At 38.8% G+C, this 15,348-nt stretch carries 13 protein-coding genes, 1 pseudogene and 1 riboswitch; of the genes and pseudogenes, 5 read left to right on the top strand and 9 right to left on the bottom strand.

All coding sequences use genetic code 11. The annotated features are described in order from the left end of the window. Positions 1–579 precede the first annotated feature (579 nt). The 4 genes from IGI42_RS16590 to IGI42_RS16575 form a co-directional block, all read right to left on the bottom strand. Positions 580–1,266 carry a hydrolase gene (locus tag IGI42_RS16590; protein ID WP_438717082.1) on the bottom strand — a complete coding sequence of 229 codons (687 nt, stop codon included), beginning with the start codon at positions 1,264–1,266 and terminating at the stop codon, positions 580–582. Between the two features lie 117 nt (positions 1,267–1,383). Continuing rightward, a complete protein-coding gene (locus IGI42_RS16585; protein WP_438717081.1) occupies positions 1,384–2,409 on the bottom strand; it encodes a LacI family DNA-binding transcriptional regulator in 1,026 nt (341 codons plus the stop codon). A gap of 133 nt (positions 2,410–2,542) precedes the next feature. Next, positions 2,543–3,748 (bottom strand): MFS transporter, encoded by a 1,206-nt coding sequence (locus IGI42_RS16580; RefSeq protein WP_438717080.1) that lies wholly within the window; start codon positions 3,746–3,748, stop codon positions 2,543–2,545. A gap of 16 nt (positions 3,749–3,764) precedes the next feature. Continuing rightward, complete coding sequence (locus IGI42_RS16575; protein ID WP_438717079.1) at positions 3,765–5,969, bottom strand: alpha-galactosidase; 2,205 nt, start codon at positions 5,967–5,969, stop codon at positions 3,765–3,767. 217 nt (positions 5,970–6,186) lie between these two features. Between IGI42_RS16575 and IGI42_RS16570 the strand changes: the two genes are divergently transcribed. Both IGI42_RS16570 and IGI42_RS16565 read left to right on the top strand, forming a co-directional pair. Then, positions 6,187–7,524: an AAA family ATPase gene (locus IGI42_RS16570; RefSeq protein ID WP_438717078.1), complete on the top strand. Its 1,338-nt coding sequence runs from the start codon at positions 6,187–6,189 to the stop codon at positions 7,522–7,524. Between the two features lie 500 nt (positions 7,525–8,024). Next, positions 8,025–9,590 (top strand): helix-turn-helix domain-containing protein, encoded by a 1,566-nt coding sequence (locus IGI42_RS16565; protein ID WP_438717077.1) that lies wholly within the window; start codon positions 8,025–8,027, stop codon positions 9,588–9,590. Positions 9,591–9,629: 39 nt separating this feature from the next. Here the strand turns inward: IGI42_RS16565 and IGI42_RS16560 are convergent, their stop codons facing one another. The 4 genes from IGI42_RS16560 to IGI42_RS16545 all read right to left on the bottom strand — a co-directional run bounded on the left by IGI42_RS16560 (position 9,630) and on the right by IGI42_RS16545 (position 12,918). After that, complete coding sequence (locus IGI42_RS16560) at positions 9,630–10,439, bottom strand: sortase domain-containing protein (protein WP_438717076.1); 810 nt, start codon at positions 10,437–10,439, stop codon at positions 9,630–9,632. A 409-nt stretch (positions 10,440–10,848) separates the two neighbouring features. Next, positions 10,849–11,460, bottom strand: a complete 612-nt coding sequence (locus IGI42_RS16555; RefSeq protein WP_438717075.1) for a uracil-DNA glycosylase — start codon at positions 11,458–11,460, stop codon at positions 10,849–10,851. Position 11,461: 1 nt separating this feature from the next. Continuing rightward, on the bottom strand, positions 11,462–12,376 hold the full coding sequence (locus IGI42_RS16550) for a helix-turn-helix transcriptional regulator (protein ID WP_438717074.1): 915 nt from the start codon (positions 12,374–12,376) through the stop codon (positions 11,462–11,464). Between the two features lie 71 nt (positions 12,377–12,447). Further along, on the bottom strand, positions 12,448–12,918 hold the full coding sequence (locus IGI42_RS16545; RefSeq protein WP_438718316.1) for a TspO/MBR family protein: 471 nt from the start codon (positions 12,916–12,918) through the stop codon (positions 12,448–12,450). A 165-nt stretch (positions 12,919–13,083) separates the two neighbouring features. Here IGI42_RS16545 and IGI42_RS16540 point away from each other — a divergent pair, with 165 nt between their 5' ends. From IGI42_RS16540 to IGI42_RS16530, 3 genes are all read left to right on the top strand, one after another. After that, a complete protein-coding gene (locus IGI42_RS16540) occupies positions 13,084–13,680 on the top strand; it encodes an ATP-dependent Clp protease proteolytic subunit (protein ID WP_438717073.1) in 597 nt (198 codons plus the stop codon). A gap of 75 nt (positions 13,681–13,755) precedes the next feature. Then, positions 13,756–13,853: riboswitch (TPP riboswitch) on the top strand. 66 nt (positions 13,854–13,919) lie between these two features. Continuing rightward, entirely contained in the window at positions 13,920–14,720 is an 801-nt protein-coding gene (gene thiD / locus IGI42_RS16535) for a bifunctional hydroxymethylpyrimidine kinase/phosphomethylpyrimidine kinase (protein WP_438717072.1), read from the top strand. 82 nt (positions 14,721–14,802) lie between these two features. Continuing rightward, positions 14,803–14,997, top strand: coding sequence for a nuclear transport factor 2 family protein (locus tag IGI42_RS16530; protein ID WP_438717071.1), 195 nt, complete (start codon positions 14,803–14,805; stop codon positions 14,995–14,997). 147 nt (positions 14,998–15,144) lie between these two features. Here IGI42_RS16530 and IGI42_RS16525 read toward each other — a convergent pair. After that, a pseudogene (locus tag IGI42_RS16525) lies at positions 15,145–15,348 on the bottom strand (hypothetical protein); the annotation flags it as partial.

Here is a 15,348-nt window from a genome sequence, read left to right as displayed (position 1 = left end):
GTTGGGTCTTTCTTAAGGATTTCCACAGCACTTCACCAATTGTTGGAAAATCTGCACACTGCTCCCTTGGTAAATCCACGGTACAGTCTAAATGCAGCTTCTACTTAGTTGGCGAATGTTTGCATGTGGTTCCCCTCACTTTCTGTACTTTCACTATAACAAGAAAACGGTTACCGGCCAAAATATTTATGATGGCAAAATCATCAAATAAAAAGGGCACTCGAAATACTTCGATTCATTTCGTTTTTTAAAGGTGCTTTTAATAATCTTCATCTGCTTTCGTACTTTCGCCTTATCCTAAATCCTAAACAAATGATGTTTTAAATAGCATACTTATTACTTCCTTACTTGCTACATAATTCAATAGATACCAATAAATAATTTTTTTATCAGAAATATAGTTGTTAGAACAATATATGTCTTTTAAAAGTCTTTTGGCAAAAAAAGCGTTAAAACATTATACAATAACGATAACAGTTAATAATGTCTGGGTATATCCGAACCAATCCTTTTTTATTTTAAGATGAAAGAAAGAGCCTCTGGACCTTATAACCAGCTGCTCTTTACCAATTATTAATTTTACATTTTGCGGTACTCTTCCATTTTTTCTTGGAAGTATTCTTCTGTTTTGCCATAAGTGGTATAGGTAATTGCGTTTGCTCCTGCATCAATTGTTGCTAAAATTTGTTCATCTGTTCGCCCGCCGGAGGCCATAATTGGAAATTCTGGAAAGTCTTTGCGAATCCAGCGAACAAGATCCGTGGTTTCTTTTCCGCCGGCTACATTAAAGATGTCTACGCCGTTGTCAATCAGTTCCTGCAAGTTACGTTTATCATTAACCACAGTGTAAATAATCGGAATATCAACATTTTCATTCACAGTTCGAATCGTGTCTAAATCACAGGGACCGTTTAGAACTACGCCAAAAGCACCATGTTCTTCTGCGAATGTCCCCAACCGGGAGGATCGTACTCCAGAAGTAAGTCCTCCGCCAATTCCAGCTAAGATCGGTACTTGAGCTACCGTAGAAATCGCTGATAAAATGCGGGTGTTAGGTGTCCAGGGATACACTGCTAAAATCGCATCAGCATCGTTATTGGCAATAACTGCCACATCCATCGAATAAATGATGGTTTTAATCAGCTTGCCGTAAATTTGAATGCCAGTAGCTTTTTGAATAACACTTGGCATTTTGATGATACTCTGTCTTAGTTCAGAGTATAGTTCAGGAACAAAAACATCATGTTTCATTTCTTCTTTTTCCATAGGTGGTTCCCCCATTCTACTTGTAATAGTGGTACAAAAGGGCAAAAATGACCAGTCATTTTGGACTGGTCACAGCAACTAACGAAGGAGTTGGTTTCTTCCCCTGTTTTCCTTAAATTAATTTTCAGGAATAAAGCTTTCACGTACCACCAGTTTCGATGGGAAGGTCATGACAATATGCTCCTCACGAATCCCTTCAATACGCTCATTAGCTAATCGAACAGCAGCCCGACCAATTGCTTCTGCATTGATCTTTACCGTTGTTAAATTAGGGGTTAGAAACTCAGATATTTCGATATCATCAAAGCTAGCTATCACTACGTCTTTACCAATTTCTTTACCGGCAGATTGCAGTGCTCGATAAACACCCACAGACAAAGGATCACTACCGACTAAAATAGCTGTAGGGAAAGGTTCCTTTTCAGCAAGCAACTCATCAGTCATTCGTTTGCCTTCCAACGGTTCCCACTCCCCTACCTTGTAGCAAAGCTCAGCTTCCAATCCATGCTCCTGCATAAACTGTTTGTACGTACGCAGTCGTTTCTCGTTCTCATTAAACTCTTTATTTCCCTGTTCATCGACATCAATGTTATAGCCGCCGATATAGGCAATTCTACGATGTCCTGCCTCAAAAAACAGTGACAAAATCCTTTGTGTCATTCGCTCGAAATCTGCATAAACCAAATCAACCTCTTCAGTGATATCAGGGTTATCGACCACTACAACGTTTTTGTTCTGCTTCATCAACGCCTGTACAGACTTTTCTTTGACTGTACCAACAATAATCACCGCTCCTAAATGATCAAAATCTTTCCACTCTCGAGCATTCTCAGATAAATTATATACTCGATTTAAACCAAGGTGTAGTTTGCGCGCTTCTTCTTCAATCCCCGTACGCAATTGGTTAAAGTAAGGATCGTCCAGTTCGCTTTGACGACTAATGGTAGCAATCACACCAATTGAAGGTAATTTCTTTTTTTGGTATTTGCGTTTATGAATGTCATAATCAAGCGCTTCCACGGCTTGCAAAATACGCTCTCTTGTCGCTTCAGAAACAGACAAAGTTTTATCATTATTCAATAAGCGGGATACGGTGCCTGGACTAACATTCGCCCGCCGTGCAACATCACGAATTCCTACCATAATTCTCCTTCTTCATTAATGTCGATTTTTCAAACATCCTCTGTTTTTCTAGCCGTATATTAGTATGTTTCTTTCAGATTACAATGCATTCTCTTTCATTAACAATAATACAGGCATCGCAAGTTGTCAAAGGTCAGTTATTATTTGACGTACTTTGTGTAGTTTTTAACGTTTTTTTTCGAAAAAAGTTGGTTTGTTTCACCACGATTGCCGCTAACATAATAACTATGACACCAAACAGCAGCTGAAACGGGATAAACAAGTTATCCGAACCAGCAATTTTTTGTAATAGGCTGAGGCCAAACGGTGCGATAAAGTTCCCTAAGTTACAACCAATCAAAATAACTGATGTCGCAAAATTCATCTTGCTAGCAGAAGCATAGTTGTTTAACGAATTGTAAATAAATGGGAAAATCAAGCTGCCAGGTATGCCACTGATAAAGTAACCGATCAATAATAGGCTGAAATTATTTTCTGAACGACCAATTAATAGGGTCGCAAACGCTAATAGTGCTAAACCAAGATACAAGCATTTTCTGCCTAACAAACGATTAACATAGCCAAAAGCTGCCCCAGTTACGATCCCAATAATCGGCATTACTGCTAAGAAATTAGAGGCATTGTAACCAGCTCCCCGCATCGTTACTACCATTGCAGGGAAACGAACCCCGATTGCCATGAAAGTCATCACTAAAAAAGAAGCGAAGATTGCTAATAAATAAACTTGAGGACGAACCTGTGCTTTCGTATCATTAGATTGATTCGTATTCTCTTCTTGCGCTTGCTTAATTTCTGGCACTGCGATTGTAAACAAAACTAAAATCGGAAAAGCCAACAGATACACGCCAAATGAAAATTTCCAGCCGAACGCTAGTAAAGCACCTGCCAATAAAGTCATCGCTGCACTACCTATATTTTCAGCAGCACCTCGGTAGCCTAGTAAGGTCGCACGTTTATTGGGAACCTCTCGATACAACAAATTAATGACTGAAACCGCAAGTGAATTAAACAACCCAAAGCCTGCTCCTAACAAAAAGCGACTGACTAAAATGATCGGATAGTTAGTTAACACTAATGGTGCGGCTCCACCAATACCAACTAGAATCAAGCCTAGCTGGATCGTCTTTTTCACGCCGATTTTTTGTGCAATAAAGCTAGACAGAACCACAAACAAGACAACCGCCAAGGCAGGAACCGTCGCCACCAACTCACCTTGGGTAGTAGTCATCCCAAGGCTTTGACGCATTTGTGGCAGTGCCCCATTAATCGCTGTAGCACTTGTCAACAGTAGCGAAATAGATAAAATCGCTAACGGGGTAAGTATCGAATTTTTTTTCATTTTATTTCGTCTCCTTTTATTGTTTCTTCAAATGAATCAGTTTCGTTTGAAAGTCGCCATAGAAATCAGGGAAGTACACACCTAAGTTCATCAATTCGTCTCCAGCATAAGTTTCGTCGGTTTCCATGTTTTTGTAAATAGTATCTGGCGTTAATCCAGCTAATCGTACCTCATGGAACAATGGTTGTGCTTCGCCTAATACACGTGTAATGAAGACCATCGCTTCAGATTTTTCTTCATTAACAAACATCCAAGCGGCCGTGTTGCCTTCAAAAGGACTTTGCAGTCGGATAAAGGTACCAAATTGTACGAGAGAGCGAACTTCCTGATAAAAAGTAATTTGTTCTTTGATTTCAGCTTTTTCCTCTTCCCTTAATAAAGTTAAATCTAGTTCGTAACCAAATACGCCACACATCGCTACGTCTCCACGCGTTTTTAACGATGTTACTCGACCTGTTTGGTGATTCGGTACGGCTGATACATGCGCTGTAATACTAGAAGTTGGATAAGCGATACTTGTACCATATTGAATTTTCAATCGTTCCACTGCATCTGTGTTGTCGCTTGCCCAAGATTGAGGCATGTAATACAAGTAGCCTGCATCAAAGCGTCCACCGCCGCCTGAGCAACCTTCCCACAAAATATTGCTATATTTAGTCGTTAGATTTTCTAATAATTCGTAAACACCTAGCATATAACGGTGCGCTGTTTCTCCTTGATTTTCTGGTGTCAAAGCAATGGAGTAAGCGTCAGACATACTACGGTTCATATCCCATTTAATGTAGTCAATCGGTACTTCATCTAAAATGCTTTCGATTTGTTGCTGAATATTCTCACGTACTTCTTTGCGGCCCATATCCAATAGATGCTGGTCACGTGAAGAAGACGGTGTCCGTCCTGGTTCTTGCATCAAATAATCAGGGTGTTCCCGATATAATTTAGAATCAACCGAAATCATCTCAGGCTCAAACCACAAGCCGAATTTCAGTCCTTTACTGTGAACATAATCAGCGATTCCTTTTAACCCATTTGCTAATTTTCCTTCAAATTCAAACCAATCGCCCAGAGATGAATCATCAGAAGTCCGAGCACCGAACCAGCCATCATCTAGTACAAACATTTCAATTCCAAGATCAGCTGCTTCGTCGACAATACGCTCAATTTTTTTGCTCGTAAAATCAAAATAAGTTGCTTCCCAGTTGTTAACTAATATTGGCCGTTCACGATCGCGATGTTCCCCCCGTGCTACTCGTTCTCTTAACAGGCGATGATAGGTATCGCTCATTTGATTCAATCCTTGATTTGAGTAAACCATCAAAACTTCTGGTGTTTGGAAATCTTCGCCATCAGTCAATTCCCAAGAAAAATTGTAAGGATTAATCCCAACGAGAACACGCAATTGGTCAATCTGATCTTTTTCGATTTCAAAGCGATGGTTACCAGAATAAACAAATTGCATACCTACTACTTCACCCGTGAATTCATTAGCATCTGCGCCCATTAAAGCGATAAAGCTATTCATGTGGTGACTGGAAGCCCCTCGACGACTTTCGAAAACTTTTGTTCCATTGGTTAAGGTTTCTCGCGCTACTTGTCTTTCTCTTACATGTGCTCCTGGAAGTGAAAGAACATCTGTAAAGCGATTTGAATTGGTTAAATCCAACTGCATTGAAGCAATTTTTTCTACCAAGATTGTTTCACCTGTTTGGTTGCGTATTTTAGTTGAACGAGCAATTACTGCCCGATCACGATAAACGGTATAAAATAAATCAAGGTAGATGTCTTGATCACGGTCTTTTAACGTTACTACTAACGTACTAGCTTCTCCCTCATCTTCAATATATGCTGCTGGAAGCCCCTTCAATACTGGCTTGCCCTCTACCACTTCATATGAATCATAACGGAAGTCATGGAGGTTCGAACCATTTTCTCTTTTAATCATTGAGGCAGGAATACGATAGTCCATTGAACCGTGACTCGAAAATTCTTGCGGTAACGTGTCTTTCGAGTACTCCCTTAAATCTTGCCCTGGAACATTTCCAGAAAAACCTCGATCACGACGAAGGTATTGTTTATGGTTGCTATATTGACTAATTTTTTTCCCAAAATAGATATGACTCAAAACCTTCTCATCTTCTACTTGCAGAATGTAAGAGATTTCATTGTTGTGTAAATGGAAGACACCCGTTTCTTTTTCGACCGTAATTAATTGTTCACTCATTTTAATTTCCTCCTGTATCGTTTAGTAAACACTAAACCGTTTTCTTTAACTTGTTTACTTTATAGTGTTTACTAAACGCAAAAGTCAAGCTTTTTTTAAGATTTCAACTATTTTTTTCACTACGCCCTCGTTTCTCACAAGTGAACATTTCACATCTACTCAAGTTGCTTTTTAGTGTATACTTAAAGCAACGATTATAAATGTGGGGTGAATGACTATGTTGCTTGAAATTAACGATATTGCCAAAATGAAGAAAGCTTCCATTGAAATAAATGACATCACTGTTATAACTGGTCAAAATAACTCGGGAAAGAGTGCCATAGCTAAATTGGTGCATGCGATTTATGCTACCATCAACCTTTACCAAAATAATTACTTAATTGCTTTAAAATATACGACAATTCTTGAGGAGTTAGAAAATTTAAAACGGTGGGTTGACGGGATACGTGCATCTGAAGTAAGAATATTATATAAAGAGTTGCAATCTGCACTTTTCCAGCATAAGCGTGCTGATCAATCTTCTCAGAAAAATACGCTCATTCAGAACGCACATTTGGGTGAAAATATAAACAGGCTTTTAGCGAATATTCAACAAGAGATGTCATTAGACCCAAACTATCCTAACCGTAGAACAATTTCCGCAATTATCGAAAATATTGCTCAGTTGCAGAAACAAACTACCACAAATCACTCGGCTTTTGTGGAGTTGTTTGAACGTCTATTATACTTAGAATTTCCTGCCTCTTTCATTTCCAAGTTTTCATTAACTGAGTCAGCTAGTATTACTTTTAAAGAAGACGAAAAAGATTTTGTTCAACTAAACTTTGCACATAACCAACTAGACAAAGCAAACTACACCATTGACTTAAACAAAGAGTATAAAAAGGCAATCTATTTGGATGACCCTTTTTTATTAGATAATTTGCCTATGACTGGCAGTAGTCAAGTCTATGGTGGTCCCCCTTCGTCAAAAATGAAACGTGATCATGAGTCCACTTATCGCCAACGACTGATCGAACAAATTAAACAAAGAGAAGCTTCACGATCCGTTCATAACAAACGGATCACAAATCTTTTAGCTGATATATTAGACGGCGAAGTGATTCGCAAACGCTCTGGCTATTATTACTTCAGTAAAGATTTCCCTAGCGGAATTCCTTTTAGTGCCTTGTCATCGGGAATGAAAACTTTTGCCATCTTACAAATTTTGATCCAAAATGGCCTACTCGCAAACAGCGAAATTTTAATTCTTGATGAACCAGAAACTCATTTACATCCACTGTGGCAGCTAAAACTTGCTGAATTGTTAGTCGAACTTAATAAATCCTATTCCCTAAAGATTCTCATTACCTCCCACAGTCCTTACTTCGTGGAAGCTTTAGATCTCTTTTCAACAAAACTGCGCACCAAATTTTATTGTGTTGAACCAGATATTGATGAACCCAGGGCAAGCGTATTGAGGGACGTTACCGAAGACTTGGAGCCCATTTACGCAGAGCTTTATCAACCTTTATGTACATTAGAAAAGCTAAGAACAAAAAAGAAATCCACTTAATGGAGACTTTGCTATTTTAATTTGTTAAAAAGAACAAACGAGGCGCATATGAGCAGCCCCTCGTTTGTTCTTTTTATTTTAGTCCCACTATATATCCAAATATCCGAGTGTCTTCAATATTCTTATCCATTATCTACCTAATAAGTCATTCCACCAAATTCATTCAAATGACCTCTATATTTTATGTGAATTCTTATTCATATAATACTATGACAAATATAGCAGGAAGTAACTTAAAAAACGTTGAATCTTCAACTTTAGAACACTGTTTTCCAAAAAACTTGTCATATATATATTTTGTAGATAAAATTATGTAACAAGTAGAAACTAAGCATCGATCAGTTTGGATTTTATGTCTATTTTTTATAAATCTTACTTTACTAAACAATCATTCAGAAACTATGGTTTTTCTCATTTTTTATGATGCGTTTTGATGAAATCAAGATTAAAAAAAGGTAAAATGTAAATGAAGAACTTTCTCTTCAAGAAAGGAAAAGCCTATGAAAGCATTGCTAAGTACTGCTATCTATCGAAAGATTACCCTATTGGAATTTTTGGACAATTTTTCCACTTGGTATCCGACTAAAGACGTGACGAAATTTTTGGACTGTTCTACCAAAACGTTGCTGAGCGATATTGATTACATAAATGACTTTTGGGGTGAATTTGTCTACGTTGAGTATTCAAAATTTCAAGGCGTCCGCTTGAATAATTTAGCCTCTAACAAAATGGCTAATGTTTACAGTACCATTTTTCAGGAATGTGATGAATTCCAATTTATTGAAAAGTTGCTGCACACGCCTAATGAGGATGCAGATTATTGGATTAATGAGTTGTTTATGAGTGAAGCCTCGTTTTATAGAATGGTGAATGCGGTCGAAGACTTTCTTGAAAAGCGAGGACTGACGTTAGAACGCGGACCGTTTCGAATTACCGCACCAGATGAACGCTGGGTTCGTTTTTTTTACCAGCAGTATTATACCGAGGCTTATGGTGTCAATGACTGGCCATTTGACATTGATCAACAGAAAACTTTTTGCTATATCATGCGAGCATCTACTGATTTTGATGTTTCCTTGGATGACCGAGAAATTCAAGATGCCTCATTTTTATTAATGGTGACCTTGATTCGCATGAGCCAAGGCTTTACTTTGCCTGAAACCGTTTATAACGAGAATGATGATACGATTGATAAAGTGATCGAATACAGTGAAGAGATTGTTGAGAGTTTGTTGGAAGACACTCCTCACTCCTTATCAGACAAATGGTATAAAGAAGTTGCTCGAACTGTTTTCCATGAATTTTATAGCTGGGATAACGAGCAGCAAGTTATTCGCATTCATAAAAAGGTAAATAATTTTTTAGATAAGCTGACTAAAGCCGTTGAATTTTCTTTATTAGAGGAGGACCGAAACAAGATTATCCAGCAAATGATGTCTTGGTATGTCCAATACAACTTCTATCCATTTAAACGAATTATTCTATATGATAAACAACGGAAGTTTGCCCATGAGGTACATCATATGTATCCCGTTTTCTCCACACTAGTCACTTTATACTTAGAAGATATTGATAAAAGAAATCCTACTTTATGGATCAACGTTCGTCTGTACGATATTGTTGCTCTTTTAATGAAGGAATGGAGTCGCTTGCCAATCCAGCTAGAGAAAATGCGAAAACAGGTTTCTATAATTCTTGTTAGTAATCTTGGAACAAAGCATGCTGAAATGATGCGTGATTTCTTATATGCCCAATATGGCGAAAAATTGAAGCTTGATGTCTATGAGTCTACCGTACTATTTTCAAGCCCGGAGGATTTTGAAATACTGGAGGATTACGATCTAGTCATTAGCAACAATCCCATCGAAAACTATCAAAAAGATAATTGCTTAATCGTTAATAATTTTATTTCGGCATCTGATTGTGACACGTTAGAAAATTATATTGCTCAAATCCAGCAAAAATCTTCCTTAGATTTTATTCGAGATATTGGTTACTCTTACCTAAAACGTGCCAAACAAATCTATTCTTATCCGTATATACCCTCGCTAAAAGTTTTAAATTAAAAATGAGCGCCTAACCACGAAGGTTAGGCGCTCATTCATTTATGCCGCAAAGACAATTAAGTTTTGAAAGTCATTGATACATGTTTGTAACGTAATCCGTTCTCCACCACCAGTACCAGTAATTTGATCCCAGTAGTCAGCACCATCTAATCCATAGGCACTATCATCGACTGTTACGATGTTTTGAACCGTATAAGCTGTAATTTGTCCAGATGCATCAGACACCTCAATTACCGATCCTATTCCTAACGAGAAGAGTGCGTTGAAGGCACCAGGATTGTGACCGATAATGTGTGTGTTCATTCCATCTGCTCCAGACTGAACAGGCGATCCGCCCCAAGTTGCTGCAGCACCGTGATTTGCATCGATCACTGCCTGACCTGAACCTTGTCCAGCATTGCTGTATGGAATGTATGATCCAGCTATTTGAAGCATGTTTGGCTGCCATTGAGGTACCGGTTCAGCTACTGGCGCCTGCTCTACTATAGGCTCAACGATTGTTGATTCTATCACTGGTTCCGGTTCTTCAACCACCGCAGCTTCTGCAATAGTTGCTTCTTCTACAGGTGAAGTGCTGTCAGGGTCTGTACTTTCACTTGTACTTTCATTGGTGACCTCATTCGTTGGCGAAACTTCCTCGGCTTGTTGGTTTTCTTCAGATGACGAGCTCGTCTCATTGATTTCAGATGAAAGTGCTGCTTTATTTTCATATTCTTCATTGTCCGTAATCGTAGTCGCGATGTTCGTTTGTGCCTCTTGCGTAAAAGCTTTTGGTAACATAATCAGATTTCCGAATAACGTTAAAGAAGTCACAGCTGCAATAACGGTTATTAGTTTTGGGATGGTCATTTTAAACCCCTCCTATTAATTTCCAAGGTTTCCTTCCTTGTACTTTAATCATAAGGGGTCCGGTCTTTTTATGGAAAATTGCTGTTTTAAAAAAACAATGAATATATCATTATTTTATTATTTAACCTTGCTACGAAGGGTTTTATTAAGCTACTCGCATAAATTATAAGCTAATAGAAAAGATTGATTGAGCATTTATCATAATTCTGTTTTTTTCAATATATTGTTTTTTTATAAACTTTCCGGAAAATCAAGACTTAACTCTTGTGTTTTAATTCCGGATGCTTTTATCAATTTTTAACGATTAGCTTTATCAAAATAACGAGTATTAACGGCAAAATAAAGTACATAATCGGGAGAACTGAAGCAGTTCTTTCGGAAAAAAGTACTTCGGCCACAACCTTTTTTATCAAGAATGAATAATTTCAAGCATCTTTCTAACTTCTTCAGCAGACATGATGCTTTTCGATCTTTCAATCTTCAAATTTTTTCCAGTCAAGATGTAGGCTGGTAAAATACGAATTCCTTGATAATACCATTCTTTATGTCGGAGCTTGTAAGTTGAACCGCTGGGTAAAGCATTCTTCTTAGTATTAGCTTTCGCAATCATATTAAAAGATTTTCGTGCCACATCCCCCATTAGCATGATCACTTTAACATTAGGAAACAACTCTAATTCGGTTTTCAATATCGGGAGAAAATACTCAATGCGTTCATTCGAAATCGTACTAGCAGTTTTTGGGAGCTTTATTGCATTAGTAATGTAAATTCCTAAATTTAAAATGTCATCAATCGTTTGGACCTTTACCTCCGCCTGTTGAAAGATTGCGACTGCTGACTGCACATACTCTGACTTTTCTTCTAGACTGTAAAAATCTTCTATCGGTTTTTTGGCAGCTACTTCATTGATCATAACTGCCCTGATCATTCGAGGGTCAATAGTCTGTGTAGGAAAATAACCAAGTATCTGGGATGCTTCCTCACGGTAATATTTCTCAACAAAGTTTTTTAGTCGATCCATTTTAATTCCTCCTACTTATTTGTTGGTAAGCTTGCAGGTGAGCTGTGGCTACTTGGTCCTGCAATTTTCTTGGTTTTATTTCTTTTAAAGCAGAACCTAGGGAAAGACAAAAGGAAACTAGCCAGTCATCGATTGGTAATTGCACACTTACTTGAACCTGATCTCCTATTTGTTTGACAACTTCGGCTCCAAAAATATCAACTAATCGATGTTTGCAGGTTTGATCAGTCAACAATTCTACTGATGCCTTCTCACCAAAGCTGTGATTCACCTGAGAAAAGTACTCTTCTATAGAAGCAACCCGTTCAAATGTTTCGTTAAGTACATGGAAACTTAAAATGCGGGACAGACGAAACAGCCGCAGATCGGACTTATTTCGACAATAACCAAACAAATACCACTGATTTTGCTGAAAAACCAATTTCAAGGGCTCAATGGTGCGCCAGCTTTCTTTTCCCTTACCATTAATATAGTAGATTTTCAACGCTTGTTGATTCAAAATTGTTTGTTTGAGCTGCTTAAAGGCGGTACTGGCTTGCGTTTGATCCGCTCCCCAACGAGTGAAATTCACCCATAGAGGATCAGCCGAGTCTTCTTTGCGCAAACTAGCCAGCTTTTCCTGAACAGCCTGAGTTTCCGCAAATCCAGTCGCTGCCAGACTGCTTAGCGCCATCATCAATTCTGTTTGTTCTTGTTGAGTAAAAAATGTACGGTCCAGCAGGAAATCTTCCATTAAAGAAATGCCGCCATTTCGTCCAGTGGTGGTATAGATGGGAATTCCCGCTTGACTTAGTTGATCTAGGTCACGATAAATCGTTCGCAAAGACACTCCAAACTCATCGGCTAAGTGAACAGCCGTGGTTTTGCGATGTCTTAATAGATAAAAAAGTAATTGGATGGTTCTATTTGTTGTCATGAGCGATCACCTACATTTATTGTACCAAAAAACCCTGACAGAATCTGTCAGGGTTTTTGCTTTTTAGACGCTTAATTCAAAATGATGATTCCATAGTTTAACGCCATGGCGAAGGTTACCCATAAAAAGTAAGGGCCCATAAGCCACATGGCTAAAGGTTTGTGACGCAGGTAGTACAATTGCTGGATGATTAATAAGATCCAAAGAGCGGTTATATCAATCACTGAAAGTAAGTTGCTTTGTAGGCCGAAAAATAGCGGCGACCAAATAAAGTTCAAAATGAATTGCACTACGAACAACGGAATCATGGTACGGCGTTCTTCTCTTACTGGATGTGTCCAAATCAGATAAAAAGTAATCCCCATCAAGATGTATAAAATCGTCCAGACCGGGCCAAACAACCAACCTGGAGGAGCAAATGATGGCAATTCTAATTGTTGGTAATAGCTTTGGGCATTTCCTGCAGAAAGCCCCGAAAGCATACCTAATAGTGTAATACCGACTGTACACAACCAAAAACGAAAGTCTTTCAAAATGTTCATCATAATTTCTTCCCTCCTTTGCATAAATCCACTCTACCACGATTTATTTTATCAGGCGATAAATACGCTCAAAGGCTGATTTTCCTAGGTTTCAAGCGATTTGGAGAAGCCTTTTTTATAACTTGTGTTATAATTGTAGATAAATCAAAGAAAGCGGGTGTCTGTATGTTTTACTTAGACGAAACCGAAGAAAACGAAAAGAAAACCAATGAAATTCCTGATATTTACCGAAAAAAAATGTTGGAGCAACGGACGGTTTTAATTTATGGAGAAATTACGCAAGAACTAGCCAAAGATGTTACTTCACAATTATTACTGTTATCAGCTTTGAATGACGATCCTATAACTATTTACGTGAATAGCCCTGGCGGCCATGTGGAATCGGGTGATACCATTCATGATGTCATCAAATTCATCAAACCTACTGTAAATATGATCGGAACCGGTTGGGTTGCAAGTGCGGGGATCACGATTTTCTTAGCAGCCGAAAAAGAGAACCGTTATAGCCTGCCGAACACCCGTTACATGATTCACCAACCAGCTGGTGGTGTGAGTGGTCAAACTACGGAAATTCAAATTGAAGCAAAAGAAATTATCCGTATGAGAAAACGCATCAACCAATTGATTGCTGAAGCAACTGGTCAAACTGTGGAAAAAGTCGAACAAGATACTGATCGTAACTTCTGGATGTCGGTAGATGAGGCAAAAGACTATGGCATTGTCGGCAAAATCATTTCCACTTCTGATGAAATCGGCAAATAAAGACTTGTTCCACTAGTCTTTTTGGTATATTCTTTAAATAGGCTGCACTTTGTGTCGCTTTGACGATTAATTGAATATTTTTTGCGGGGGGACGCTTAGCGTTGAGAAGGTAAAACCTGACCCTTAGAACCTGTTGGTTAACACCGTCGGAGGGAAGCAAGTCTAGCATAAAATGGATGGGCGTCCTCTAAACTTTTGAGGATGTCCTTTTTTCGTATAAAAGAGGAGGAGTTTACTTGATGAAAAAAGCATTAACGATTGCCGGCTCTGATTGCAGTGGCGGTGCAGGAATTCAAGCCGATTTGAAAACCTTTTCGGCTCATGGCCTTTTTGGTATGTCGGTGGTTACTTCAGTGGTGGCTGAAAATACTGTGCGAGTGATTTCTTATCAGGATATGACACCGAAAATTATTCAGGAACAAGTCGACGCCGTGTTTGAAGACATTAAACCCGATGCGGTGAAGATTGGGATGCTTTCTACGGTGGAAACGATGCGGGCCGTTGCCGAAAGCTTGAAAAAATGGCAACCGGAAAAAATCGTGTTAGATCCGGTGATGTATGCTAAAAACGGCTGCGCTTTGATGGATCCCACTTCGATCGATATCCTGATTGAAGAAGTTTTGCCGCTGGCAAGCTTAATTACCCCAAATGTACCGGAAGCAGAAAAAATTAGTGGGCTGGTGATTCAGTCATTAGAGGATATGAAAGCTGCTGCGGTAAAAATTTACGAACTATGCGGAGCTGCAACTTTAGTTAAAGGTGGGCATAAAGTTGGAAAAGCGACTGATGTGTTGTATGATGGCAAAGATTTTTCTGAATACACTAGCGAACGAATCGATACCAAAAATACTCACGGTACTGGCTGCACCTTCTCTTCGGCCATCGCCTCACAGCTAGCTTTAGGAAACGATATAGATCAAGCGGTTGCCAAAGCTAAAGACTATGTGACGACTGCCATTCGCCATTCATTGCCATTGGGTAATGGTCATGGACCTACAAATCATTTTTACGAGTTGTATCAATCTGGATTAAAAGAATAATCAGCCTACAGCACGAGAGGAAACTTTCGTGCTGTTTCGGCGTGTATCATGATAGAAGAAAAAGTTGTGGGAGGAACGGTACATGCACCGTGAAGTTATTTGGGCCTTTGTTGAAGCGACCAACCAACAAAATATTCCCCAAATTATTGAACTGATGGCCGAAGATTTTCAATTTATTGATACCTATGGTGGAATTGAAACCAAAGAAGCGATGATCACTGGTTGGCCGGGTTACTTTGCTTGGTTTCCAGATTATCAGATTGAGATTAGTGAATAAGCGGAAAAGGCGATCATTTTACTGTCATTTTAGGTAAAGCTAGTGGTTCCTATCTTGGTAATCCTGACAGATATTGGGAATTTCCGGCGGCTTGGAAAGTTATCGTTGCCGGTGAACAAATCTCCCGCTGGCAAGTATTTTGTGGTTCTAAAAAACAGTTGGATACGATGATGTAGATTTGCGAATTTCATAGCGGATGAAACCAGCTGAAGAAGAAATAGTTTCAATGACCAGATTTGACTCAGACAAAAAGTGATTGAAACAGGTCTCTTCGATTAAATCGGGCAAATAAATGTTCAACTTACTCGCTTCACAAGCCAGTAATAGTGTTCCATTTGGCGTCAGGATTCT

The organism is Enterococcus sp. AZ109 (assembly GCF_051714625.1).
Classification (GTDB): domain Bacteria; phylum Bacillota; class Bacilli; order Lactobacillales; family Enterococcaceae; genus Enterococcus_A.
This window is presented reverse-complemented; position numbering and strand designations above follow the sequence as displayed.